Source organism: Flavobacterium tiangeerense, assembly GCF_007830355.1.
GTDB classification, from domain to species: Bacteria; Bacteroidota; Bacteroidia; order Flavobacteriales; family Flavobacteriaceae; genus Flavobacterium; species Flavobacterium tiangeerense.
The window spans coordinates 62,732-87,634 of the sequence record NZ_VLKO01000001.1 but is presented as its reverse complement, the minus strand read 5'-3'; the positions used below and the strand labels follow the sequence as shown (position 1 = coordinate 87,634).

General features: G+C 31.2%; 31 protein-coding genes and 1 tRNA gene. 21 read left to right on the top strand and 11 right to left on the bottom strand.

What is annotated here, in order from left to right; genetic code table 11:
• Positions 1 to 83 precede the first annotated feature (83 nt).
• From IQ05_RS00450 to IQ05_RS00375, 16 genes are all read left to right on the top strand, one after another.
• On the top strand, positions 84 to 524 hold the full coding sequence (locus IQ05_RS00450; protein WP_144888961.1) for a hypothetical protein: 441 nt from the start codon (positions 84 to 86) through the stop codon (positions 522 to 524).
• A gap of 209 nt (positions 525 to 733) precedes the next feature.
• Entirely contained in the window at positions 734 to 991 is a 258-nt protein-coding gene (locus tag IQ05_RS00445; protein WP_144888960.1) for a DUF7660 family protein, read from the top strand.
• A 12-nt stretch (positions 992 to 1,003) separates the two neighbouring features.
• On the top strand, positions 1,004 to 1,447 hold the full coding sequence (locus IQ05_RS00440; protein ID WP_144888959.1) for an SMI1/KNR4 family protein: 444 nt from the start codon (positions 1,004 to 1,006) through the stop codon (positions 1,445 to 1,447).
• 337 nt (positions 1,448 to 1,784) lie between these two features.
• Positions 1,785 to 2,312 carry a hypothetical protein gene (locus IQ05_RS00435; protein ID WP_208653337.1) on the top strand — a complete coding sequence of 176 codons (528 nt, stop codon included), beginning with the start codon at positions 1,785 to 1,787 and terminating at the stop codon, positions 2,310 to 2,312.
• A gap of 85 nt (positions 2,313 to 2,397) precedes the next feature.
• Positions 2,398 to 2,949, top strand: a complete 552-nt coding sequence (locus IQ05_RS00430; protein ID WP_144888958.1) for a bifunctional (p)ppGpp synthetase/guanosine-3',5'-bis(diphosphate) 3'-pyrophosphohydrolase — start codon at positions 2,398 to 2,400, stop codon at positions 2,947 to 2,949.
• A 170-nt stretch (positions 2,950 to 3,119) separates the two neighbouring features.
• Positions 3,120 to 3,380 (top strand): hypothetical protein, encoded by a 261-nt coding sequence (locus tag IQ05_RS00425; protein ID WP_144888957.1) that lies wholly within the window; start codon positions 3,120 to 3,122, stop codon positions 3,378 to 3,380.
• Positions 3,381 to 3,404: 24 nt separating this feature from the next.
• A complete protein-coding gene (locus IQ05_RS00420) occupies positions 3,405 to 3,704 on the top strand; it encodes a hypothetical protein (protein WP_144888956.1) in 300 nt (99 codons plus the stop codon).
• 322 nt (positions 3,705 to 4,026) lie between these two features.
• Positions 4,027 to 5,439 (top strand): exodeoxyribonuclease VII large subunit, encoded by a 1,413-nt coding sequence (gene xseA, locus IQ05_RS00415; protein ID WP_144888955.1) that lies wholly within the window; start codon positions 4,027 to 4,029, stop codon positions 5,437 to 5,439.
• A 1-nt stretch (position 5,440) separates the two neighbouring features.
• The gene (xseB, locus tag IQ05_RS00410; RefSeq protein ID WP_144888954.1) at positions 5,441 to 5,638 is read left to right on the top strand and encodes an exodeoxyribonuclease VII small subunit; all 198 of its coding nucleotides are present in this window, start codon (positions 5,441 to 5,443) and stop codon (positions 5,636 to 5,638) included.
• A gap of 18 nt (positions 5,639 to 5,656) precedes the next feature.
• A complete protein-coding gene (locus IQ05_RS00405) occupies positions 5,657 to 6,292 on the top strand; it encodes an SOS response-associated peptidase (RefSeq protein WP_144888953.1) in 636 nt (211 codons plus the stop codon).
• A gap of 883 nt (positions 6,293 to 7,175) precedes the next feature.
• Positions 7,176 to 7,934 carry a hypothetical protein gene (locus IQ05_RS00400; protein ID WP_144888952.1) on the top strand — a complete coding sequence of 253 codons (759 nt, stop codon included), beginning with the start codon at positions 7,176 to 7,178 and terminating at the stop codon, positions 7,932 to 7,934.
• Positions 7,931 to 8,440 carry a hypothetical protein gene (locus IQ05_RS00395; protein ID WP_144888951.1) on the top strand — a complete coding sequence of 170 codons (510 nt, stop codon included), beginning with the start codon at positions 7,931 to 7,933 and terminating at the stop codon, positions 8,438 to 8,440. The genes IQ05_RS00400 and IQ05_RS00395 overlap by 4 nt, the downstream gene beginning before the upstream one ends.
• Before the next feature lie 419 nt (positions 8,441 to 8,859).
• Complete coding sequence (locus IQ05_RS00390; protein WP_144888950.1) at positions 8,860 to 9,204, top strand: plasmid mobilization protein; 345 nt, start codon at positions 8,860 to 8,862, stop codon at positions 9,202 to 9,204.
• Position 9,205: 1 nt separating this feature from the next.
• Entirely contained in the window at positions 9,206 to 10,156 is a 951-nt protein-coding gene (locus tag IQ05_RS00385) for a relaxase/mobilization nuclease domain-containing protein (protein ID WP_144888949.1), read from the top strand.
• A gap of 5 nt (positions 10,157 to 10,161) precedes the next feature.
• Positions 10,162 to 10,356, top strand: a complete 195-nt coding sequence (locus tag IQ05_RS00380) for a hypothetical protein (RefSeq protein ID WP_144888948.1) — start codon at positions 10,162 to 10,164, stop codon at positions 10,354 to 10,356.
• Positions 10,357 to 10,599: 243 nt separating this feature from the next.
• Complete coding sequence (locus tag IQ05_RS00375; protein WP_144888947.1) at positions 10,600 to 11,127, top strand: hypothetical protein; 528 nt, start codon at positions 10,600 to 10,602, stop codon at positions 11,125 to 11,127.
• 887 nt (positions 11,128 to 12,014) lie between these two features.
• On the opposite strand, the gene IQ05_RS00370 is transcribed toward IQ05_RS00375, so the two are convergent.
• The 6 genes from IQ05_RS00370 to IQ05_RS00345 all read right to left on the bottom strand — a co-directional run bounded on the left by IQ05_RS00370 (position 12,015) and on the right by IQ05_RS00345 (position 16,263).
• Complete coding sequence (locus IQ05_RS00370) at positions 12,015 to 12,695, bottom strand: hypothetical protein (RefSeq protein WP_144888946.1); 681 nt, start codon at positions 12,693 to 12,695, stop codon at positions 12,015 to 12,017.
• 103 nt (positions 12,696 to 12,798) lie between these two features.
• Complete coding sequence (locus IQ05_RS00365) at positions 12,799 to 13,311, bottom strand: Imm26 family immunity protein (RefSeq protein ID WP_208653336.1); 513 nt, start codon at positions 13,309 to 13,311, stop codon at positions 12,799 to 12,801.
• Positions 13,304 to 13,654 carry an Imm40 family immunity protein gene (gene imm40, locus IQ05_RS00360; protein WP_144888945.1) on the bottom strand — a complete coding sequence of 117 codons (351 nt, stop codon included), beginning with the start codon at positions 13,652 to 13,654 and terminating at the stop codon, positions 13,304 to 13,306. Before imm40 ends, IQ05_RS00365 begins: the two co-directional genes overlap by 8 nt.
• Before the next feature lie 159 nt (positions 13,655 to 13,813).
• Complete coding sequence (locus IQ05_RS00355; protein WP_144888944.1) at positions 13,814 to 14,212, bottom strand: hypothetical protein; 399 nt, start codon at positions 14,210 to 14,212, stop codon at positions 13,814 to 13,816.
• Between the two features lie 694 nt (positions 14,213 to 14,906).
• A complete protein-coding gene (locus IQ05_RS00350; RefSeq protein ID WP_144888943.1) occupies positions 14,907 to 16,124 on the bottom strand; it encodes a tyrosine-type recombinase/integrase in 1,218 nt (405 codons plus the stop codon).
• 65 nt (positions 16,125 to 16,189) lie between these two features.
• A tRNA-Met gene (locus IQ05_RS00345) sits at positions 16,190 to 16,263 on the bottom strand.
• Positions 16,264 to 16,417: 154 nt separating this feature from the next.
• Here IQ05_RS00345 and IQ05_RS00340 point away from each other — a divergent pair.
• Together IQ05_RS00340 and IQ05_RS00335 are read left to right on the top strand one after the other, a co-directional pair.
• Entirely contained in the window at positions 16,418 to 16,810 is a 393-nt protein-coding gene (locus IQ05_RS00340; RefSeq protein WP_144888942.1) for an START-like domain-containing protein, read from the top strand.
• A 50-nt stretch (positions 16,811 to 16,860) separates the two neighbouring features.
• Complete coding sequence (locus IQ05_RS00335) at positions 16,861 to 17,697, top strand: aminotransferase class IV (RefSeq protein WP_144888941.1); 837 nt, start codon at positions 16,861 to 16,863, stop codon at positions 17,695 to 17,697.
• Here the strand turns inward: IQ05_RS00335 and IQ05_RS00330 are convergent.
• The 5 genes from IQ05_RS00330 to IQ05_RS00310 form a co-directional block, all read right to left on the bottom strand.
• Positions 17,694 to 18,254, bottom strand: coding sequence for a YqgE/AlgH family protein (locus tag IQ05_RS00330; protein ID WP_144888940.1), 561 nt, complete (start codon positions 18,252 to 18,254; stop codon positions 17,694 to 17,696). The two genes, IQ05_RS00335 and IQ05_RS00330, sit on opposite strands and share 4 nt — an antisense overlap.
• A 118-nt stretch (positions 18,255 to 18,372) precedes the next feature.
• Complete coding sequence (locus IQ05_RS00325; RefSeq protein ID WP_086454747.1) at positions 18,373 to 18,645, bottom strand: HU family DNA-binding protein; 273 nt, start codon at positions 18,643 to 18,645, stop codon at positions 18,373 to 18,375.
• Positions 18,646 to 18,812: 167 nt separating this feature from the next.
• Positions 18,813 to 19,763, bottom strand: coding sequence for a methionyl-tRNA formyltransferase (fmt, locus tag IQ05_RS00320; protein ID WP_244289504.1), 951 nt, complete (start codon positions 19,761 to 19,763; stop codon positions 18,813 to 18,815).
• On the bottom strand, positions 19,760 to 21,655 hold the full coding sequence (locus IQ05_RS00315; RefSeq protein WP_144888939.1) for a RecQ family ATP-dependent DNA helicase: 1,896 nt from the start codon (positions 21,653 to 21,655) through the stop codon (positions 19,760 to 19,762). The genes fmt and IQ05_RS00315 overlap by 4 nt, the downstream gene beginning before the upstream one ends.
• A gap of 50 nt (positions 21,656 to 21,705) precedes the next feature.
• The gene (locus IQ05_RS00310) at positions 21,706 to 22,245 is read right to left on the bottom strand and encodes an AAA family ATPase (RefSeq protein ID WP_086454750.1); all 540 of its coding nucleotides are present in this window, start codon (positions 22,243 to 22,245) and stop codon (positions 21,706 to 21,708) included.
• Between the two features lie 146 nt (positions 22,246 to 22,391).
• Here IQ05_RS00310 and IQ05_RS00305 point away from each other — a divergent pair, with 146 nt between their 5' ends.
• The 3 genes from IQ05_RS00305 (at position 22,392) to murA (ending at position 24,887) form a co-directional block, all read left to right on the top strand.
• A complete protein-coding gene (locus IQ05_RS00305; RefSeq protein WP_144888938.1) occupies positions 22,392 to 22,676 on the top strand; it encodes a DUF493 family protein in 285 nt (94 codons plus the stop codon).
• Positions 22,677 to 22,757: 81 nt separating this feature from the next.
• Complete coding sequence (locus IQ05_RS00300) at positions 22,758 to 23,483, top strand: DUF4290 domain-containing protein (protein WP_144888937.1); 726 nt, start codon at positions 22,758 to 22,760, stop codon at positions 23,481 to 23,483.
• Positions 23,484 to 23,576: 93 nt separating this feature from the next.
• Complete coding sequence (murA, locus tag IQ05_RS00295; protein WP_144888936.1) at positions 23,577 to 24,887, top strand: UDP-N-acetylglucosamine 1-carboxyvinyltransferase; 1,311 nt, start codon at positions 23,577 to 23,579, stop codon at positions 24,885 to 24,887.
• Positions 24,888 to 24,903: the final 16 nt, after the last annotated feature.

Below are 24,903 nucleotides of genomic sequence, written 5' to 3'. Positions count from 1 at the left end.
GAATCCATGTGCATCGTGCAGCCGCAAACCGTTGGCGAGAAGTTTGCCAAAAATCAACTTTAAAATTTTTTAGTTAAAGAAAAATGCAGAAGTACGTTTCAATTTTTATTATAAATCTAATAGCCTTATTACTTTTCATTACTTCTTTTTCAACTACTTATTATAATTTAAAATATCTTGATAAAAGTGATATTGTAATTGGAAATGTTTCAAGAGTAAGTTTAATCACTTCTCAAGGTAAAGGAAGAGTTTTAGAAGGATTTGAATATGAAATAAACAATAATAAAAATAAAGTATATCTGACACAATTCAAAACATTAAACTACTCCATTAATGTTGGAGATAAAATAGTTTCAAAAAATTTATACATTGGAAATACAAACTCAAAAATTTTATTTCTAAATGGTAAGGAAATTAATAATTATTATGGAATATTTGACTTTTTAATGTTGACATTAGTTGTTGTAATTATTTTATCATACTTCTTTTATTTTAGAATAATGATTAAAAAAATACAAAAATAGAACTGAAGAATACAAACTGATTTATAGGGGTCAAAACAAAGAAAAAATAATTGAGGGAATTAAAACCTGTCGCAGAGCACGCTACAAGTAATCTGGGTATTTGGCTTAATTTGAAATTGGTTTTGTATTTGGAAGTTTTGGCATATCTGAATAATGGGCTTAATTTAGTCCCGAACCCGCTGTAGTTGCAAGACGTTATAGCCAATTTTATGAACGACACACTTAACGACTTTAAAATAACGGACAGACAAACTTTTATTAAGTTTCTTCATTTATTACGCAAGGGCTTTTTGGACAATCCTGAAAGTTGGGAAAGCAAAACTTTGCCTGACTTTTTGGAAGTATTGAGTGCATATACCGAAGATATTCAAGGCTATTACAATAATATGAAGCCAAATGTAAATGCTGACAAACCAGACTGGTCAACGTTTGCAGACATTTTTAAAGGAGCTAGTGTTTACGAATAATTATGAGAGCTTATGAATACCAATTATAAATTAGAAAGTGAATTTCTTGGGAAAGTTGAAGATGATAAAGACGAGACAAATAATAAAGAATTACTTTCAGAGGAACAACTTAATAAAATTATTGAAAAATATCCGAATGTCCCACTAGATTACATCGGATATTTACGAGAAATTGGTTCAGGTAATTTTAGAGAATGTCAATTTAAAGTTCAATCTTTCCTTTTCAATCTTGAGGATTTAGGACTTGATGAACATTATGATATAAAATCAAATATTTGGTTTTTTGGCGACAACTATTGTGGCGACTTTTCAGGTTTTGACTTAGACTTATATGATGGATTGGTAGTTGAATTTTGGCACGAAACAGGAGAATTGTTTTATACTAATCAGACTTTTCAAAATTATATCAGACAACAAATTGGAATAGACGAAAATGGAAATGACACACTTGAATAAAAAAACTGGCTATAATAGCTAATACAATGGATTTGGGCATTTGGCTTAATGGAAAGTTGGTTTTGTATAGGTGATGATTTGGCAAATCCGAAGAATAGGCTTAATTTAGTACCAAATCCGCTGTAGTGCCAAGACGTCAGGCTGTTAAAAAACCTCTTCAAATCTAGAAAGTATTCGGAGGGCTACCAAAGAATAATCTCAAATATGGAATTCTAAAGAGGTTGATTTTAGTTTTTTCACAGACTGACGTTAGTTAGAATTTTAGGAAACCGCTTCTCGACAACAAAAACGAACAACTAGATTAATCTTTAACTCAAAACATAAATATTTAACAGCTATGGGACTATTTGATTTTTTCAAAAAAAAGAATAACGAAGAACAACAAAAACACGAACTAGTGCGACTAAAACAAGCTGACAATGTTGTTGATGAGGCTCAACAAGAATTTATAAACGACTCGACAGCAAACGCTGAAAGAATTGTAGAATCATTCAATGAAAAATATGAAGGAGCATTTGACTATTCTGAGGAGAGTTTAGTTGAACTTGATGAACTTCTTGAAAACTTTGCTGAATTTGGGGACCAGATGGATGATGAAATGAAAGAAGACTTAATTGCACAGGCAGGTTCCTATATTTTTGAAGTTGCAAGGCGAAATTTTGGAGGAAAATACTTTTGGTACGACCAATTAGACCAACCTTTGCTAGTAACAGGGCTTCCTCATTTTGAAATTTCATTGGTTGCATTTGACAAAGTAAAAATGAGACTTGAAAACGGACAAGAAGACAATATTCCATACTTTTTCAAAGGTTATTCGGATAGAGTTAGACTAGCAAAATCAGGTGACAAAGCAATGATTGTATAGAAAACTACATTTTTTAAATATTTGATATACAAATACTTAATAAAAATTTAGGTAGAATTTTAACAACACTAGAATTAATTAAAAAATGGATAACGAATTTACAATTGATAATTTACAAGAATTATGGCAAAAGGTTAGTCTTTTACATATCGGACAAACTTATGGTGGACAAAATCAAGGCGAAAAAATTGAATACATAAATCATATTGGAAGTGTTGTATTTGAGATAATTAATGCATCTAAAAACACTTTAGATTTTAATCTTACACTTGCTATTAAATGTGCATTATTGCACGACACATTAGAAGATACAAACTATACATCCAACAGTCTTGAAGATGAATATGGTAAACAAGTACTAGAAGGTGTTTCTGCTTTGACCAAAAATTCTACACTTGAAAAAGAACTACAAATGACAGACAGCCTAAATAGAATACTACTACAACCAAAGGAAGTATGGGCAGTTAAAATGGCTGACAGAATTTGTAATTTATATGCCCCTCCTTACTATTGGGACAAATCTAAAAAAGAAAAATATCTTGAGGAAGCAAAAATTATATATGAGCATTTAAAAACCGGAAATGAATATTTAGCAAAAAGGCTATTATCTAAAATTAAAGAATACAAAAACAAATAAAGAACGAGTTACAGCAGGTACACGAGAATTGGGTTTTAGTCATCAATTTAAACTTGGTTTTCTATCTTGAAGTTCAGTTTTCAACCAAAAGTTCAGTCTTACTCTTTCCCAAACCTAGTTTAGAGAAAAGTTGTGCGTCATTTTGTCACCGAACGAAAAACAGAAAATACATGGATGTTGAGCACATAATTTATAAAGAAAATGGAGAAGAATTTAAAAGTTTTTTGAATTCTAATTGGTATGATACTGCAACACCTTATCAATTTTGTATTTCGGAATTGAAAAAAATTAAAAATGAAATCGATAGTGGTAAAGCATTCTTGATAGTAAGTTATGACCAAAAGTATAAAATATCAACATCAAAGGAATTTGAAAAATGGATAGTAAATATTTTTTTAGGTGGATTTGAGAAATTTGTTTTTGAAAAATAAATATTCAAAATTATATTTGATAAAATGACAGAAAAACAAAAAATATTAATTGAAGAATTAGGTAACTATTGTTTTGAAAAGCAAACATATGAATTTGATTTTTCTATTGAAATGTGGGGAGTATTGTGGATGCCTTGGTTTGTATATATTAATTATGAAAATGTAAAAATTTCCGTAAATAATATTGAAAATAGTGATCTAATAGAATTAACAAATCTTGGATTAATTGAAAAAGTTAAAGAATTTGATGATTCAGAACTAGATTATCCTACAGAAATCTCAAGAACCAAATATAGAATAAAAAGGAGCGCACAACACACGTAGCTGTTGTGCAACTCTCTCTGGTGCTCGTTTGTAAAGAGTGCCTTCGTTCCTTATAAAACAAGTCGTAGCGTTTGCATCACGGCTCACTAAACAGAATCATTTCAAGCAGAATTGAATACCATTTCCTTTCCAATTAATTGGCAATAAAAGATCTTCCCCCCGGTAGCATAAAATTCTGTTCCGTGTCCTTTCCAATTAATAGAAAAGTAACCAATGTCCTCCAATCCTTTCCACAAAAATTTATTAAATCATTTTGAGCCATTTATAACAATCTGAAAAAACTACTTTATCTTTGATAAAACATAAAAGGAACCATCCTTATATGCATAAATCCAAAGTCAGAATGCCTGAGAAAACCAATGACAAAGCTATTTTTTCGCTGCTGGAAGTAACCAAAAGCATAAAAAAAACGCTGGAACAACGGTATTCAAGTGCTTTTTGGATTAAAGCTGAAATGAACAAACTGAATCATTACAGTCATTCAGGGCATTGTTTTCCTGAAATTATAGAAAAAGTAGACGGTAAAATTGTCGCACAATGCAAAGCAACCCTGTGGCGTGACGATTATCAAAATATAAACCGCAACTTTCTAAGAATTTTACAAGAACCGCTTAAAGACGGAATTAAAATATTGTTTCTGGCTAAAATTTCCTTTGATCCCGCTTTTGGACTGTCACTCCAAATTATAGATATTGATCCACAGTTTACCTTAGGAGATTTAGAAAATGAAAAGCGACAAACCATCAAAAAATTAAAAGAAGAAGGAATTTATGATGCAAACAAAAAGCTAGAACTTTCTTTATTACCGCAAAGACTGGCAATCATTTCAGTAGAAACCAGCAAAGGTTACGGTGATTTTTTAAATGTAATTGACAACAACAATTGGAATTATAAGTTCTTTTACCTCTTGTTTCCATCCATATTACAAGGAGACAAAGCTGTAACGGGTATTATTGCTCAGTTAGAGCGAATAAAGAAAGTGATCCATCATTTTGATGCAGTGGCCATCATAAGAGGTGGTGGTGGCGATGTCGGGTTATCCTGTTATAATAAGTATGAATTAGCCAAAGCAATTGCACTATTTCCTATTCCTGTCATTACAGGTATTGGTCATGTCACCAATGAAACCGTATGTGAAATGATCGCGCATACCAATGCCATTACACCAACAAAACTTGCGGAATACCTCCTTCAAAAATTCCACAATATTTCGGTACCAATTCAAAAAGCAAAGGACAAAATAATCGACAAAGCCAGACGATTGATCAGCGAAGAGAATGCCACATTGGAATCCGAACTTAAATTGTTTCGTTCTTTGACAAATACCATACTTAACAACAATGAAAACAAAATCAAAAATGCAAGCTATGCCATAAAGCAACAATCCCAATTCATTATAAAAAACAGCAATAACGTTTTAGAATCTTTGTATCATAAAACTCAGATGGCTGCAACCGATAGGATCAAGCAATCACAAGCAGCAGTATTTCAATTGCAAGAAACTATAAAAACGGCATCCATTAAAAACATTAAAAATACCGAACTTGCTTTGGGAAACATTGAGAAAAATATCCAAATCATGGATCCTGTCAATGTGTTAAAAAGAGGTTTTAGTATCACCTATCATAATGGTAAAGCAGTCAAAGATACAACCCACCTTCAAGAGGGAACTACAATAGAAACAGTACTTTTTAACGGAACAATAGAAAGCACCATCACAAAAATCAAAGAATAATATGGAAGAAGAATTAAATTATACAAACGCTTTTGAAGAATTGCAAAGTATTGTATCCGAAATAGAACAAGGCGAAATATCAGTTGATGACCTTTCTGAGAAAGTAAAAAGAGCCACTAAACTAATTAAATTTTGCAAGTTAAAACTAACCACAACAGCAGAAGATGTGAATGCAATTTTAAAAGAACTCGAAAATTAAAAAGTTAAAGGGAAGAATATGTGCTATCATTCCAAACAAACCAAAATAGCTTTAGAAGTACAAAGTAGGTTCAAGGCTACAATTGACAATCCACTAGAATTCAAACCAGCAACTCATGCCAATGGTTTTGAATATCCCAAAACTCCGGTAGTCATTGATGAAAAACCAAACATAATTACGCATTACAATTGGGGCTTGATACCAGCGTGGGCTCAAGATGAAGACATTAAAAAATTCACCTTAAACGCCAAAATAGAGACAATAAGCGAAAAGCCTTCCTTCAAAAACTCAGTAAACAAGCGATGTCTTGTGATTGCCAATGGTTTCTATGAATGGCAATGGCTTGACAGCAAAGGAAAAAATAAAAACAAATTTGAAATCGGAATTGGTAATGATGATCTCTTTGCTTTCGCTGGAATTTATTCGCAATGGACCAATACAATCACAGGTGAAATCAAAAACACCTATGCTATTGTTACCACCCAAGCCAACACAGTTATGTCAGAAATACACAATATCAAAAAACGCATGCCGGTAATACTAACACCAGAAGACGAAGCAAAATGGTTGCAACATCATCCTATAGAAGCATTCGCCTTTCCATATGAAGTCAATTTGGTGGCTAAAAACCTGAATCAAAATTCTCTTTTCTAACAAGCCAAACAGCATCAGGTAATCCCAAAAGGGAACTATTGCTCTATCTTATACAAAAAAGCGCATTAGATAAACTAGAGTAGACATTCCTAATGTGGCAAATAATGGGAAATCAAAAAAAATTGACTTTACAGACAAAATAGAAACGTATCACTGTTAACGGATCTATTTCAATAATCAATAGCTATTATTTCAATTTTGAAGAGGTCATATAATGCACCTATACTTCCAATTTCATTTTACGTAATTGTTTTATTTTGGGTTCAATAAAAGAATTAAATGCTCTGGAATGGATGCCTTTACGATAGTCAAGTTTTTAAAAAAGTAAAAATAAGGATACTGTAATTAGGTTTCAGAATGGCTTTCAAATAATCTAAGAATAAATATTTTGTTAGAACTCGTGTCAATATAGAAAAAGTATTCAATCCTTGATCTTAAACCCCATATTTTGCATCCCATAATGAAAGATAAATATTACTCTATTTTATCTTTCTTTATAATCAAAAAAAAATTAAAAACATAAATCCACTCTTGTATTAATTAGAAAACAAGATGCAAACTAATTAATTAATAAACTAATTAATTAAAAACTAATTAATTAATAAACTAATTAATTAATGTTAGAACTACTAAATGTTAGAACTATTAAATGTTAAAACTACTAAATGTTAGAACTACTAAATGTTAGAACTATTAAATGTTAGAACTAATTAATGTGAAAACTAATCAATGAATACACTACCAAATATTCTAATTCGGAATATTATTGTCTTGAATATTACATATGGGATATTTCTTAAAATACATCAATATTTTTAAAAATTATATTTTTTATTTAAATAATTTCAGCTTTTTTTTGTTTTAAACTTAAATAATTAATAGTATGATATTAGATGAATTTGAGGTTCTTTCACCACTAAAATCAGAATATGTAATATATGATGATCTAAAGGAAAAGCTTGTAAATACCGAGTTTGTGTACTTTTCGGAACAAGATTTCAAGTCTCTACTTGCACTTTCATTTGCGATTGAATTACATGGTAACTACTTGGAACAACTGCCAGGAACAGATCTAAATAACTTCAATTTAGATTCAAATCGTTATTTTAAAATCACCATTAACTTCGGATTAATACTCTTAGATAATTTATCAGACTTTAAAAAAGAATGGTTCAATACATTACTTTCTAAACCCTATAGATTAGGAGATTTTTTTAAATATCCAGAGATTAAAGAGTTTACTCAAGAGGCATTAATTGATCAATTAAATGTACGACAATGGGAATATGGTAGGTATTTTTTAGAATCATTTTCTAAAATTATGGGTAGCTCTATTGTTAAACAACCTATTAAATCAACACAAAGTAGAGGTGAATTTTGGGATTTAATGTATAAAAAAATGGACGCTATTAAGGAGCCAATAGAAAATTACGAAGCGGTTTTACTTGCGTTTTTTATTAAAAAACATATTGAAAAACAGGATTTAAACATGCGGGATTATTTTTTATTAGGAAGTATCGCTTGTCAAAAAATGCATTTAATTTTTAAAAGGGAGCTAAATTTAAAACAAGCTATCAAAGAGATTGTTTCGTTAGATCAAAATTTAAACAAAGGTAAAAGAAGAGGAGGGCCTAAAAGATGATAAAAGCTAATTTAAGAGAAGTATTCGATTACTTGAATAATGATCAAATTTTGGTTATTTCAATTAAAATTAAAGGAGTAGTTTTTACGTCTGAACAATTAAAACTATTACACGACCATTTAGTTAAAGATAAATCTATTTTTAATTGCTTTGAGTTAGATTTAAAATATTATCTATCAAGAAGAAAAGCTTTAATTGTGGTTTTAGAAGAAGATTTTTATGATAAACTTTCATATGATTTTACTGATTTAAAGAAATATGAAAATAAAGCAGCTTTACGGTTTGAAATAAGAAACAAAGAAAAAAACGTTCTCGACACTCCTCAAAAAGTACATCCAAAAAATCCTTGTAAATATTTTAATGTCAAAGATATGGCGTATAAAAAACGACATTATAAAGATGCTATTTCTGAAATTTTGAAAACACCTTTTCATTTTTTTGAAATTAAAGAAGCTGAGGAAACTTTAAAGGAAACCTATAACAAAATGATCAGTGATGATTGCTAATCTAAAAAGCAAATATGTCCAACCTTCATCAAAAGTGAAGGTTTTTTTTATGCTTATTTTTTTCCCCTTAAGGCCAAACTAAAATTATAGGTTGTCGCGAAGCAAGCCATGTTTTTGATAGCAAAAACCTCCCTTTGGTCGAATGGCTTGGCAGGGTTGCACCCCACACCCCGTTTAATTTGTAATCTGGCAGAGCCCTATTTTTAAATGATGCTTTTTCTTTGAAATTTAATCTTTTTTTTAATTTTTGAAAAGTTTAAATCTTAGTTTATTAATCCTCAATTTATCTTCAAATTAATTGGAATCAGGTTTACCGTAACGTTTTTTGATTACGGTAAATCTTTTTTGCTAGCAATTACCCTTATAGATTTGTCATCAGATAAACGAACAAATGAGTTTTTATTTATTGTAAAAATTGAATGGCTATGACAAGACCAAAGAAACATATTCAAGATTTAAAAATGTTCCAAATCAATATCAGATTTACTCTTGATGAGCAACTTCAAATTGAAGAATTTTCTAGATCTTATGGTCTGTCAGTTACTGAATTTATACGAATTAGGTCTTTGAAAAAACAGTTACCTAAATTTTCTATGTCTGGGTTAAATAGAGATTATCTAATTGAACTTTCTCGGATAGGTAATAATATTAACCAAATGGCCAAACTAGCAAATCAAGGCAATCCAAATTTGAAAGGTTTAGAAGAGAATTTATTGAATTTAAAAGAAAAGTTAAATACGATTAAAAATCAATTGTTGGATTAGTATGATAGCCAAGCAAATCATCGGAAAGGATTTTTTTGGTGTTCTGTTATATAATCAAAAGAAGGTTGATAGAGGAGAGGCTATTGTTTTAGATTCCAATTTATCCGCACATTCAGTGGTAAAACAAACAAAAGAGTTTAATGTCATTAGGCAGCTAAAACCCAACCTTTCCAGAGCTGTATATCATGTAAGTTTGAATTTGCCTTATTCTGACTCAGAAAAACTTTCTAATGAAGATTTTGCAAGCTTAAACCGTGATTTTTTAGAGGGTATGGGTTTTGATGATAATCAATATGTAATTTTCTTACATCGTGATACGAATTTATTGCACACACATGTTGTAGCGAATAGGGTTAAATATGATGGGAATGTGGTTAGCGATTCTCAAAATTACAAACGGAGTGAGGCACTGGTTCGCAGATTAGAACTAAAATATAATTTAACTGAACTTTTACTTAAGGACGAAAGCAATGTTCTCAGTAAAGGTGAAATAGAAAAATGCTTGAGAACAGGAGACGTTCCTGCAAGATTGGAGTTGCAAAATATCATTTTTGAAACTCTGAATGCGAATATCAATCTTGAACTATTTATCAAAAAATTAAAAGAAAGAGGAGTAGATACCAAATTAAATCAAAGTACTACGGGATACATTTCAGGTATATCTTTTCTGTATAAAGAGATACCTTATAAAGGAAGTGATGTACACAAAAAAATTTCTTGGCAAAATATAAAATCTAAACTTAATAATTATGAACAAATCAGAGACCATTCTACTGTTCCAGAAATTGATGCTGGAATTAGAGCAAGTAAAGAAAATGCAATTGGAGTTGAAAACACAGATACAAGAGGCGATGAGAATAAGCACCGGCAATCAAGCAATCATCGACAAGAAGTTAATCAAACTATTGGAAAAAAGATAGAAAGCAAACTCAAGAAAGGTCTTAAACCATAAACTTCATGTTAGCAGAGGTCGCATATCAAGTTATAGAGGCATTAAGCGAGAAAGAAAAATCTCGTTTATTTGCTATGCTTGGTGTGCGATCTGAATTGGTGAATAAGACCAAAACAGCAACTAAAAAGAAAAAAATACTGTCAGATGCTGAAGCTGTCGCGTATTTACTAAGAAAATTTAAAAAGTGCTCCTATAAGTAGCATATAATTTTAATAATACAATAAAAATGTTTTGAAATAAAAATCTAATTTTACACCTAGAAAAATATTATTAATCGCGTAAGCTATTGATTTGGTCAAAGAAAACTCGGAATCTTCTTTAACAACCAAAATTGATAGACTTACGCCTATGCAAAATACTTGCGTGGGCGTAGTCTTCTGGTTGTTGGGTTTCCGAGTACCTCTTTGACAGTTGACTATTGCTTCACGCATTTTTTGTACACTATGAAAAAGAATAAAAACTTCATTCCCAAAGATGAAAAATTACATGTTTTCGTCCCTTTCGTAAATTTATTATTATTTGAAAAATTTGAGTCTCCGAATTTTTATTCAGAGAATGCGAAATTATCTGAAAATTTTATTGAAGCTGTTAAAATAATTAATGATACTTCTATAGACAGTAGTGACTACTTTAAAATGAAAGTTCAATACTTTATTACAGAATTGTCTGAAGGTAAAAGGCGACTCATTTTTGATTCTATCATCCAAAATGAGTTGTTCATGAGCGCAATGTCATTCACCTATACTATTGAAAACAATTTATCGATGAACAATGAGAGCTCATTAATTAGTCACACCGAAATCTTGAAAAACTTGCTTAATTTTACTATTAAAGGGGAAATGAGTAAAGTATTATTTTACTTTTTTGGTTTATATTTCGAACACATATTTTACGTAGAATCTTCAGATGAAAATTATATCTCGCAAACAGCATATGACAATTTATTTGAGAATCTATTGAAAAACCCGTAGAGAAAAAATGAGTACAAGAGAAATTTTAGTTAAGTGAGGACACTTTATTTTTAGTTTGTATCAATTTGTTTTCAAATATTTTAGGGATGCTTATGTAATAAATCTGGTCATTAAATGGGAGTTTTGTGATCCTGAAAAAAATGGGGTTGAGAAAAATTTGACGTTTTTTGATCAGTGATAATATTGAGTTGATGTAATCTAATCTAATCATATAAAATATATGCTGAATATTAAATAAAGCTATATTTTTGGTATTTCATTTAATTTTTTGATATTTAGCATAATCTTATATGGTGTAACTCTCGTGGCTAGAGCTTTTATTTTTTCTACATACAGTAGAGTGTCGTATGCATCTCTTCATATGCGCGCAGGTATGATAATGGTCGTAGGTGTTTCTGTTATCTCCAAAGTACCATTACTATTATTATCTAGTTTTTAGTACTCACTCGAGTAGGAGTTGGGTCAGAATTAAAGGAAAAAAATTAAAAGTTAAAATTCCAAATCCGAATAAATAGGATTTCATGTCGGGTAATTTTTAAGAGATTAGAGAATATCAAGAAATTAAAAAAATTGCGCAAAGTCAAAGACGTTTGCGCAGCTTTTCTTGAGTAGACTTAGAGGAGAAGAGTGTCAGAGACATTCGCGCAGCACCCCGTCGTCTTTAAGTACATTTTTTTTGAATACTTCGTGCAGCGGGGTCAATATCATAATTGTCTTCAGAAAGATTTACAAGTATAGATTAAATCTTGTTTTAGTTTACAGCGTTACAAACGCTACGAATTATTTTTTGAAAGTAAGAAGGCACTCGTTGCAAACGAGCACCAGATGGGATGCAATTCCGAGATAACAATATCGAGAATGTTCGTCATATCCGAGCCATCGGGTTTTTAAGCGTTTGAATGAAGATTGTTTTTGAGGCGTTTAAAATTTTCTAATATTTTTCCGAAGATAGAATTTTCTTTCAATGGCTCTAACTCATTAACTACCATTTGAATAAAATTATTTTCATCAGTAGACTTAGATTTATTTTTAATTACTAATTCTCTGTAAAAAATATCATTACCAGTATTTAAAATTAAAATTGAAATACTTTCTCGCTCTAATTTTTCATAAGATTTAGCAACTTCAATAAATTCTTTATAATTGCTATAAAACTTAATTACATCCTGGAAATAGAAGCTTCTTAAATATTCTCCAAATAACTCAATGTCTTTAATAGTATTAGTTTCAAAACGAAAATTTTCACCACTCATTTGAAATTCTAATCCTTTAGGAATATAGTCATTATCCATTAAAGGACTTTTGTGAATGGTGTAATAATTTACCAAATTACCACCTAATATTTTCTGGATCTCTTGTTCAATAATATTAAATCGCTTTTCTGCAGTTAAGCCATGTGTAACAAATTTATCACCATACTCCAACCAACTAAAACGAATTCTAAAACCTTCATCCTGTGTGTTTTTGGTATAAAAAAAATTTGCGTCAACTTGATAAAATGTATATCCTTCTGCTTCAAGAAAAGCACATTCCTTTTTAATTGTTTTAATATATAATTCTCTGTTCATATTATTTTAATGAAGTCCCCTCTGGTGCTCGTTTACAACGAGCACCTAATTACTTAATTAATGAAAATAAAGCGTTTGCAAGGCGGCTCTATTAAAGTAATGTCTATTCAAAATTTGGGTAAAATGGGAAGTCGTATTTTCCGTTTTTTATTCTATAAACTATACTTTCAGGATTTATAACCAATCCTATTTCAGCATTTCTATTTTCTCCTTCAAGTTTACCAAGATAGGTTGATTTTAGTTCTCCTATTCTCCATACATACCAATTATGTGAAACTTTTATAGGTTCTTCTCCTTTTATTGTTCCATAATCATTCGTGTCTCGAAACAAAATATGATCAAAAGTCCCTACATTGTCTATAGTACCTACTTTTTCCCAATACCCCAATTTAACACCCCATTTGGTTACACAGTGGGCATAAAAAAAAATTTCATCTTTTACTATTTCTTTTAAATTTGGGCTTTCTTCTAAAGTGTATATTTTTTTAAAACATCTAATAACATCACTATTTAATTGCTTTAAATCATTTGTTATGTACTGAAAATAACGTTTTGATTTATCATCAATCTTAACAACAAAAATATCTCCTTTTTTTATCATTACTCTTTTAATCATTTTTAAATTCATCTAGTACAAAAGCAAAAAATATTTGGCTAGCTTCAGTATCTACAATATTATAATTCATAATGAAATCCTTTGCTGTTTTTACACTTCTTTTTGTAAATTCAATATCAGTTTCATTTGAAAATCTATTACAATACCAATTATCATAGTTAGGTTTAAAAAAATCATATGATAATACATAAACATCTCCACCCAAAATAAAGACATTTAATTCTTCTAATCGATTCAAAATTTCCAACGCCTCCTTCTTAAGAAAAGCCCAACTATTTATCCCTGCTTCATGAATGGGTTGACCTTTTTTTAACAATTCGTCAACTTGTTTTAATTTATTCATATTGTAAGATCTTGCATTAAACAATCTTTCTGGTGGTCGTTTACGACGAGTATCTGTTCGTACTAACAGGGAGAGGGTATGAAATTAATAGCAGAAAATAATTTAGAAATTTATGATTGACTATTTACTACGAAAGTAGTAACCGGCGATTGCACTGTACTACCTGAACCCACCAAAATATTTGTTAACTAAAAAACCTGTAAGCATAAAGAAAATAATCGAGCCGTAAACAATACTAGCAGCAAAAATATTACCTAATACCCTCATCTTTTCACTTTCATTTATAAACCTTTTTTCAATCTCAAGATACAAGTTATCTTTTCTAAAATACCAATAATTAATAGAATAAATTAAAAATGCATAACATAAACCAATAATCATAAATGTACTACTTGACATTGAGTGCAATTTTAAAAATTTATTTAATAACAAATCAATTGTTATTGAATAAAAAAGCAGACTTATAGATAAATATATTACTGCTCCATTTAGTGCTAAATTAGAATTAGGGGTTGTTAGCATATAGCTATATAATTTATAAAAAATATAATGGTACATTTTTTTAGTATTTTATTTAGTTCTCAATTCCTGTTTTTTTTCAAAACGTATCTCCCTCTTGTACTCGTTTACAACGAGTACCTACTTACTTTATAACCGAAAATAAAGGATTTACACCACGACTCTATTAAATGAATATCCATAAAATTTAACGTAGAGGGTACAAAAAAGTGCTTAATTTTCAAATATAATTGTTTGCCTACTAAATAAAAAATTATGTAAGCATCTTAATTAACTAGGTGCGAAACTATAGATATTTGGACAGCAGCCCGCAGTCTTTAAGGAAGTTTTTTTTGAATACTTTGAGCAGCTGGGAAGTATATACAGCCATAAATTATATCCTGTTTTAGTTTGCCTAGCTCCCCGAAGTGTTCTTATTTATGAATAAAATTCTTGTGGGTGCTGCACGAAAGTCTATGACATCGAGCTATTTTAAGTCGTGTTGCAAGCTGTAAACAAGATAAAAGTCTCTTGACTTTTTCTAAAGATGTGTTTAATAGCTTTACTTAGAATATTGCTTGCATCGAATTTCTAGGTAAATTAAACAAACAATTAATAGCATTTTTAGCGCTCAAAAAGTAAACAAAACCACTTTTCTATGGAGTAGTTTTTATTTTCTTTAAAGGCCAATTACTACTAGTTGTATTGTATTAAAAGGCAAAATTATGCTAAGTTATTCTATAAAGCGAATCAACTACCTAATATACTTAGAATAATCATCAGGTATATATGCATTGATCTCCCTTAAGTATTTTCTAAGAGCCGTTTTACTGGTATGGCCAGTGATAGACATTATATTTGATTCGGCTTCATCAGGTGTCATTTCTTTTATGAAAGTATTGTAGAGTTTAGTTATAAAAGTATGTCTAAAACTATACAATCCGTAATTTTTATCAAACCCAAATTTCTTTTTGACTTCTAAAAAATAATCCGAAAAATCATTTCTTCTGCTATTTTCTGTGGCCTCCCAGTATTGACCAAAATCTTTTCTTCCAAATAAATACGCATCACTTTTATAATTTGAGAGATCAGGAATTTCATCAATAAGCAGTTGAGGGATCCTCTTTACCTTGAATCCTGTTTTGGTTTTAATTTTTAAAATTTTATCATTTAAATCAATGTCGCCAATTTTAATACGATTCACTTCCACTGGTCTTAAAAAGTTAAAGGAAATGAATTTAACATACAAGGATAGTAACTTATTGTTTTCGTTTAAATATTTGAAAATTTCAGTTTCTTGATCACTAGTAAAAGATTTATTTTTCTCAGGAGTACTTTTTAAAACTGGAATTTTATGAATAAAGTTGTCAGGAATAATTTCATTATCTGCTAAAACAGTAAACATAGAACTGATGTCAGTGCGAGTGTTATTTCTGTTTTTAGCCGATGTAGCAATTAAAATTTCGTTTAAGTAGGAGGTGACCACTTTCTTGTTTACAGATGTAATTAGGCTGTTTTTAAACCCATTTTCATTTAGCCATTTTTCAAATCGCAGCATTCTGCCCTCTAATCCCTGATAGGATGTACCTGCTAAGGTGCTTTTTTTGATGTTCAAAGCAAATTCAAAAGCTTCTCTTATAGAATGGCTTAAACTTTCTTCACTTTCAAATTCAAAGTTGTTATTTGGGTCATAGGGATTGAAGCCGTCCTTTAAAAGTATCGATAAGTTACGTTGGATACTTTTTAACCATTGAACTCTCCCCTTTTTATCAAGATGTTGCGGAGCATAAATGTTATTAGGAAATCTAATTAAGGTTAGATCAGCAGTTTTTCTAAAAGAAAAATAAACATACCAACGTTTTGACAAATCACCGTCTGCATCGTAGATCTTAGGTTCGGAGTATTTCTTCTTTTCTTTCAAATCGTGTTCAAAATCGTGTTCAGATTGTAAATATCGTAATAAATTCGACATAAAAAAGCGGTATTAAATTGCTTTAATACCGCTTAAAATCTAGACTTTATGATTTTTAAAACTTGTAGCGAGACCGAGATTTGAACTCGGGACCTCAGGGTTATGAATCCTGCGCTCTAACCAACTGAGCTATCTCGCCATTGTAGGGTGGTTAACTGTCCCTCATTGCGGGTGCAAATATAGAAATAAATTTAGAGCTTGCAAGCATAAATTAATAAAAAAAAATATTTTTCAAAATCCTTTTTTTATGTGGTAATTATCTATATATTTCCAAAAAAATACAAAAGTATCTCATGGATCAAAAAGTACGTTACGAAATCGAGTTTCCCATAAATTCATCCCCTCAATTACTGTATCAATACATATCAACTCCATCAGGGTTGTCAGAATGGTTTGCAGATAACGTTAACTCGAGAGGTGAATATTTTACCTTTATTTGGAATGATTCAGAGGAAAAAGCCAGACTTGCGTCTAAAAAAACGGGCGAGAAAGTAAAATTTAAATGGGTTGATGAGAATAGTAAGGATACAGAGTACTTTTTTGAACTACACATTCTGGTTGATGAGCTTACTAAAGATGTATCTCTAATGGTAGTAGACTTTGCCGAAAAAGGAGAGGTTAGCGAAGCTACTTTATTATGGGAAAATCAAATTTCTGATTTAAAACATCTCATAGGTTCTGTTTAAAAATAGTATTTATAACTATATTTGCCCTAACTAATTTTAGGGCTTTTTTTATGGTTAATTTTAACGGAACAATTGTTTCTCAAGATGATTGCGAATGGGGACAAAACCGTGCTTTTTTGTATGGTGATGGTGTTTTTGAAACAGTCAAAATTGTCAATAGTAAAATTCTTTTTCTAGAAGATCACTATTTCAGATTAATGGCATCCATGCGCGTACTCCGAATGGAAATCCCCATGAATTTCACCATGGAATTTCTTGAAGAAGAAATTATTTCTTTGACACTTAAAAATGAAATATCTAGTTCGGCAAGAGCCCGAATTACAGTTTTTAGAAACGAAGGTGGGTATTATTTGCCACAAAATCAAACCGTTTCATATGTGATTCAAATAGTACCTATTGAAAATTCTCGTTATTGTATAGAAGATAAAAAGTATGAAGTTGATTTATACAAGGATTTTTACATCTCTAAGCAATTACTTTCTAGTATAAAGACAACAAATAAAATCATCAATATAACGGGTAGTGTTTTTGCTAGCGAAAACGGCTTAGACAATTGTATTTTGCTTAATGATAGTAAAAATGTTGTCGAAGCATTGCAAGGAAATATATTTATGGTTCAAGGTAATAAGTTGATAACGCCACCCATTTCAGAAGGTTGTTTGAATGGGATAATGCGAAAGCAAATTTTACTATTAGCAAAAAAAATTGAAAATATTGAAGTGCTTGAGGAGGTAATTTCTCCCTTTGATCTTCAAAAAGCAGATGAATTGTTTGTTACCAATGTTATAAAGGGAATTCAGCCCATAACACACTATCGTAAAAAAACATATGTTTCAAAAATAGCTTTACAGTTGCTTGATGAAATAAATAAGCTTGTGCAAAATTAATTTAGATAAGGATTTTCAGGTGCGTTTGACCATATGAGGTAGTCTCCCCCGAGTTCCATTATTTGTTCTTTCCAGAAATGAGTTGCAGACTTTCCAATGATCTTGTTTTCATAGCTATTTGCTGTTATGATCCATGAATTGCTTTTCATTTCGGTTTCCAGTTGGTTTTCATGCCAGCCAGTATAACCCAAAAAGAAACGAATGTTGTCATTATTTATGAAGCCTTTATTGATAAGCTCTTTTGTAAATTCAAAATCACCACCCCAATAAATACCATTTGATATTTCAATACTATTTGGAATCAAATCAGGTATGTTATGAATAAAATATAAGTTATCTTGTTCTACAGGTCCGCCATTGTAAATCTTGAAAGAAGCATCAATTTCAGGAATTAAATCGTGAATAGTGTATTTTAAGGGTTTATTAATGATAAAACCTATTGAGCCTTCTTGGTTGTAATCAGCTAGTAAAATCACTGATCTGTTGAATGATAAGTCGCCAATTATGGAAGGTTCTGCAATGAGCAAATGTCCTTTTTTTAATTTATCTGTAATCATTGGAATAATTTTTTTATTAAAATTAAGGTTTTTATTATTTAATTCATAAACATTTTCGTTGAAATGCAAAAAAAAACCTTCCAAATGGAAGGTTTTGTCTATATATGGTGTTCTAAAATTAGTTCACTGCACTCTCAAGTTCAGCTCCAGCTTTAAATTTCACTACATTTTTTGCTGCGATTTGAATCGTTTTACCTGTTTGAGGGTTTCTACCATCTCTTGCAGCTCTAGCAGATACTGACCAAGATCCAAAACCTACTAATGAAATTCTACCACCTTTTTTCAAGGTTTCTCCCACGTTACCTAAAAAAGACTCTAAAGCTAATTTTGCAGCAGCTTTTGTTATTCCTGCATCTGCAGCGATAGCATCGATTAATTCTGATTTGTTCATAATAATAGTTATTAATTGTTGGTTATCAAATATTGTTAATATACAAATTTAAGTGGATTTCCTTTCCTCGCAAGTGTTTTGTGTTAATTTAGCTTAATTTGTTGATAACTTATTTTTTTTGTTGATAAATCTAGGCGTCGCGCTGTGATTCCCTTGTTTTGTTGGGTCTAATACGCTTTTGCAAAAGCAGAAAAAACAATTCCGTTCAATAAATCGCTAGTATTCATTCTTTTCTTTCCTGGAAATTGTAAGCTCAGTATTTTGACAAATCCATCAGAAACAGCAATTTTTAATTCTTTCTTGGTACAATGTACGCTTCCTATTTCAAAGGCATGTTTTTCTAATACAATTGACGATTCATATATTTTGACATTCCATTCCTCTTCATTGTCTTTGATATAGCACCATGAGGCTGGATAAGGACATAATCCTCTAATTAAATTGTGAACTACACTTGCGGATTTTGTCCAATCTATTTTACAGTTTTCCTTATTAAGTTTGTACGCAGTTTTAATTGATGCATTGTCTTCTTGAATCTGAGTAGAAACAGCACCTTCTGCAATCATTTCTAATGTTCTGATTACAGTTTTACCGCCTAATTCCATCAATCTGTCGTGTAGTTGGCCCGCATTTTCGTTCTCAGCAATAGGAATTTCGTCACTTAAAATCATTGCCCCGGTATCAATTTTATCATCTATAAAAAAAGTAGTTACACCAGTTTTGCTTTCTCCATTGATAATTGCCCAATTTATGGGAGCAGCTCCTCTATATTCAGGAAGCAGTGAAGCATGTAGGTTGAATGTTCCTAATGCTGGCATATCCCAAACGACCTTTGGTAACATTCTAAACGCTACAACAATGTGTAAGTTTGCATTCAAGTTTTTTAATTCGGATAAAAAATCTTCATCTTTCAAGCTTGCTGGTTGCAATAATGGAAGCTGATTTTGTAACGCAAATTCTTTTACAGCCGAAAATTTTATTTTTTGACCGCGTCCAGCAGGTTTGTCAGCTGCAGTGATGACACCTACCACATTATAGTTGTTTTTTAAAATAGTATCAAGTATCCCTACTGCAAAGTCTGGAGTTCCCATAAATACAATTCGTAATTTCTCTGTCATAATCGTAATGTGTAAGTATTGTTTGGTTGAACCAATATGATGTTATTTTCCAAAAGATCTTGTAAAACGGAAAAAACGTCTTCGGTTGAACTATTCGTTTTATTTTGAATTTCTCTGGAGTTTAAATCTCCTTGCTTGAGCAAAGTTACTATTTCTTGAGCAAGATTCTTACTGTCTTTTTTCTTTATTTTATGTGTTATGCAATAGGAGCAATGACCACAATCCTCTGTATTTTTCTCCCCAAAATAGTTTAGAATTAATTGACTCTTACAAGTGTCTTTATTGCTTATATATTCAATTACAGATTCTAGCTGTGTCTTTTTTAATTGGTTTTGATGTTCTAAGTGTTTGGATACTCTATTTATTGTTCTTTCGTCTTCTCGAATTTCGTTGAAAACCAATGTGGTATCATTGTTTTTAGATTGGTATTCTACTATGTTTTTTTCTTTTAATTTGTTTAAAACAGCATGTACTTGAGCTTCATTATGATTTGATTTTTTAGCCACAAGTTGCAGGTTAAAAGCAGTTTGCATCTCGTATATACCTGGATATGTGCGTAAAATAGCTAAAATTATTTCTTCATCATTTGGATTTAAACTCATGTATCGAATTACTTCTTTTGACGGTATAGTGAATTGCAAAGTGATTTTCTCTGAGAATTCTTGTGATAAAGTAATAACTCCTTGGCGATCTAAAAACTGCATTGCAGCGTACGTTTTTAAGGTAGGAAATTTATACTTGATGCAAAATTGATTCAAATTAAATGTAAATTGCTCGTCAATACCTTCGCCGTAGGCAATTTGGAAATAATTACAAAGCTTAACATACATTAGGTTTAGAAATTTCTTGTCAGGCAAACTGTTTAAAAACTGATTTTCAGCATGAATTATATCTGATGGACTCGTCAGTAGAATTGCAAAAGCTTTTTCCTCATTACGTCCGGCACGACCAGCTTCTTGGTAATAATTCTCCATGTTTTCTGGTAATTGTACGTGAATTACCGTTTTCACATTGGGTTTGTCTATCCCCATTCCAAAAGCATTTGTTGCTACAATGACTTGGACTTCTTCCTGCATCCAGGCTTGCATGTTTTTATCTTTTTCTTTTGAGGAAAGTCCTCCGTGATAGTGGGTAGCTTTAAATCCTAAACTGTTTAATTGGGAAGCAATTTCAAGAGTTGATTTTCTGTTTCGAACATAAATAATAGAAGGTTCTGGATTTTTTTTTAAAACTTGTTCTACTCTAAAAAGTTTGTCTTCTACCTCAAAAACCATGTAAGCAATGTTTGGTCTTGAAAAAGATTTTTCAAATAATATTGGCTTCTCAAGACTAAGCTGTTGTATGATATCCGTTTTTACTCTGGGAGTTGCACTTGCGGTTAAGGCCAGAAAAGGAGTGTTTGGGAAGTACTCTTTAAGTGTAGAAATTTTTAGGTATGCAGGCCTAAAATCATGTCCCCATTGCGATACACAATGCGCTTCATCAATTGTGATTAAATTTATAGGAAGTTTTTTTATGCGATCAATAATCCAGTCCGATTGTAACCGCTCGGGTGATAAATAAAGAAATTTATAATCACCGTATTGACAGTTGTCTAGCAAATCTATCATTTCTTCGCTTCTGATGCCTCCTGTCAAGGCAATTGCTTTGATGCCTTTTAGTTGTAAATTAGCTACTTGATCTTTCATTAATGCTACCAGCGGAGAAATGACAAGGCATATTCCTTTGTTTAAAAGCGCTGGGACTTGAAAACACACTGATTTTCCACCTCCAGTAGGCAATACTGCAAAGGTATCTTGACCTTGCAGTACAGATTCAATAATCTCATTTTGAAGTGATCGAAAGGAGTTGTGTTTCCAATATTTTTGAAGAACAGCAAGAGCATCATTCATAAAGTATCTGTTTTATTACCATGAAAAATTAAAACTCCTTGTTGATGCAACTAATTCGAGATAGTGTTTAAGATAAAATGAATTCTATTTTCCATTGTGTCTTTCGGAACTTCAATCAAATCGTAGCCATAGTTTTTATATGTTTCAATAAGATGACTGTGAATGAGTTTTGCTTGTTCAAAATTTTCGTAACGAGCATCATCGCTGATATAGATTTCTTCCCAAGGTGGTAAGATGAATATTTTTGAATACGTGTGTTCTTTACAGGCAACATCAAAACTTGCGGGGTAACTATCGCCTATGTAGTGCATGTAAGCCAAAACATCAGGGATTCCTCTGTCTATAAAAACTACATTATGAGCTTCGTTTTGAGCGTTATAAAATTGTTTTATCCTGCCTTCAAGCAATAATTCACTAAAAAGCAATGGTTTTTCAAGGAATAATTGTTCTATTCCTTGTTTTTTTGCCTCCATGGTAACTTCACGTGAAATTTCGGGATAACAGCAATGGCCTTTTGCGACCAATCCGTCTATAATAGTAGTTTTTCCTGTACCAGGACCACCTATGATAACAATGATTTCTTTTTGCACTTTTAAAAAATAAGGGGCAAATTTACTTAAACTTATTGGGATTATAAAAATTCAACACATATAAAATACAAATAGATAAAAATTCACAAATCAAAAATTCATAATTAACGGTTGAAACCGTATATTTGCCTTTATTTTAAATCAAAATGGATAAAAAGACTGAAGAATTTTATGATCGATTAAAAGTAGAGTTAGACCTAAATAATATTTGGCCTGCGGAATACTTGTTTAAATTTATAGTTCCCAGCGACCCAAAAAATATTGATAAAGTCCAAAATGCTTTTGATTGTTTGGGGGCTGTTATTAAAACAACAAAATCTAAAACGGGTAAGTTTACAAGCATATCTATTGATGTGACCATGAAAAACTCACAAGAAATTGTAGATAAATACTTAGAAGTTTCTACAATAGAAGGCATAATTTCTTTATAAAAACATAATTTTTTTGATGTGCTTCTCGATTGGGTGAACTTCTCGATAATGCAACTGAATTAAAATAGATACATTCAAAACATGAATTCAAAATATATTAAAGAAAATTCGAATGATGTAGTGCATCATCTTGAGTACAATGCAGAGCGTTCGCATCTTATCATTCCAGAATACGGCAGGCATTTGCAAAAACTTATTGATTTAGCTACAAATATTCAAGATGAAGTAGAGCGTAATAAGGCTGCTAAATACATCATACAGGTGATGGGTAGTTTGAATCCACATTTAAGAGATGTTCCAGATTTTCAACATAAGTTATGGGATCAGTTATTTATAATGTCTGATTTTAAACTTGTTGCTGATTCTCCTTATCCTATACCATCGCGTGAAGTATTGCAGTTAAAGCCGGATGTTTTAAAATATCCTCAAAATTTTCCAAAATATAGGTTTTACGGGAATAACATTAAATATATGATTGATGTTGCCAATAAATGGGAAGATGGCGATATGAAAAAAGCATTGGTAAAAGTAATTGCCAATCACATGAAAAAATCCTATTTGAGTTGGAATAAAGATACAGTAAAAGATGATGTAATCTTTGAACACTTATATGAACTCTCTGACGGAAAATTAAATTTAATTCAAAGTTCAGAAGAATTGCTTAACACTACTGATTTATTAAGAACTAATAAACGAGTTTCAAATAAAATAGCTCCTATTGGTCAGCCTAAAATTCTAAGCAACAAAAATTTGAAAACAGGTAAGCCAAACCTACCTCACAAAAACCAAAATAGAAAACCCTTGTAGTTTATTTTAGAATTAGTGGCTTATTACCTTATCGGCACTTTTTTTTAAATCATTACGTACAATTAAATAATTTATAACTCATAACCATAAAAGATGGGAATTTTCAAAATAGAGGGAGGCATTAGTCTTCAAGGAGAAATCACTCCACAGGGTGCAAAAAATGAAGCATTACAAATATTGTGTGCTGTTTTATTAACACCTGAAAAAGTTATTATTAATAATATTCCAGATATTATTGACATTAATAAATTGATCACTTTATTAGGTAATTTGGGTGTTAAAATTCAAAAAACAGGTTCAGGTTCTTACACTTTTCAGGCAGATGAGGTAAATATTCAATACCTGGAGACTGAAGCTTTTAAGAAAGAAGGTGGATCACTTAGAGGATCTATCATGATTGTTGGACCGCTTTTGGCACGATTTGGTAAAGGATATATTCCAAAACCGGGTGGAGATAAAATCGGAAGACGAAGATTAGATACGCACTTTGAAGGTTTTATAAACCTTGGTGCTAAGTTTAGATACAATAGAGAAGACCATTTTTATGGTGTAGAAGCTGCTGACGGATTAGTTGGAGCTGATATGTTATTAGATGAAGCATCAGTTACGGGAACTGCAAATATTGTAATGGCAGCCGTTTTAGCAAAAGGAAGAACAACTGTATACAATGCTGCATGTGAACCGTATTTACAGCAATTGTGTAAAATGCTGAACTCAATGGGTGCAAATATCACCGGAGTAGGATCAAATTTATTGACTATTGAAGGGGTAGAAAGCTTAGGTGGTTGTGAGCACAGAATTTTGCCTGACATGATTGAAATAGGAAGTTGGATTGGTCTTGCTGCCATGACAAAGTCTGAAATTACTATAAAAAATGTTAGTTGGGATAACCTTGGAGTAATTCCAAATACATTTAGAAAATTAGGAATTACCCTAGAGCGTCGTGGAGATGATATTTACATTCCTGCTCATGTGAATGGGTATGAAGTAAAAACAGATATTGATGGTTCTATTCTTACCATTGCTGATGCACCATGGCCTGGATTTACTCCAGATTTATTGAGTATTGTACTTGTAGTGGCTACACAAGCAAGAGGTGATGTTTTGATTCACCAAAAAATGTTTGAAAGTCGTTTGTTTTTTGTAGATAAACTTATTGACATGGGTGCTAAAATCATGTTGTGTGATCCACACCGTGCTGTAGTTATGGGGCATGATTTTAAATCACAACTGAAGGCTACAACTATGTCATCACCAGATATTCGCGCTGGTATATCATTGTTAATTGCTGCACTTTCTGCAAAAGGAACAAGTACCATACAAAACATTGAACAAATAGATAGAGGGTATGAGCGTATTGACGAACGATTGAGAGCTATTGGAGCTCAAATCGTTAGAGCGTAAACGTACTCAATTCTTA